Consider the following 765-nt stretch of genomic DNA (forward strand, 5'->3'; position numbering starts at 1 on the left):
GCCACTATGACGCAGACGAATGCCGTGGTTGGAACTGCTCAGTACCTATCCCCGGAACAGGCGCACGGCGATCCGGTTGACGCCCGCTCTGACATTTACTCCACGGGTTGTGTACTGTTCGAACTTCTCACGGGACAACCTCCGTTCAAGGGCGATTCTGCTGTCGCCGTGGCCTACCAACACGTGTCAGAAATTCCGCCAAAACCTTCTTCCATCACCAGTGACGTGCCGGACTCAATTGACCGAGTTGTCCTCAAGGCTTTAGCGAAAAACCGTGACGACAGATACAGCTCTGCCGAAGAGATGCGTGCCGACCTCAATCGAGCGGCACGCGGCGCTCTCGTAATGGCCCCCGAAACGGACTCATGGCAGGCGCCAGCAACGCAGGTTATGTCCCCTGCTACCATGACGATGCCTGCAGCAACCATGCCACCTCCGGCCCCCGCCTACGATACGCAAACCATGGCGCGCATTGACACTTTGGAGGAGGAACCCAAGAAGAAGCGTTGGCCAATCGCTTTACTTATCGTTGTTGCCCTTGCCATGATTGGCGGCCTGGTGTGGTGGTTTGCCACTAACTCCGCGGAGCCGGAAGTAGAACAAGTTCCGGTTCCAACCGTTGTTGGACAGACTCAAGAACAAGCAATCGCAAGACTTAAAGAAGCCGGATTAGAGTTTGCCATTGCAAGCACGGAAGCAAGTTCAGAAATTCCTGCAAACTCGGTCATTTCATCTGACCCGGAAGCCGGCACAATTGTAGATAAG

1 protein-coding gene is annotated in these 765 nt (G+C 55.2%); it reads left to right on the forward strand.

Going from position 1 to position 765, the window contains the following annotated elements; genetic code table 11:
• A partial coding sequence (locus HMPREF1627_RS00965) for a protein kinase domain-containing protein (protein WP_034500379.1) occupies nt 1–765 on the forward strand: 765 nt, incomplete at both ends.

It is taken from the genome of Actinomyces sp. S6-Spd3 (assembly GCF_000758755.1).
GTDB lineage: Bacteria > Actinomycetota > Actinomycetes > Actinomycetales > Actinomycetaceae > Pauljensenia.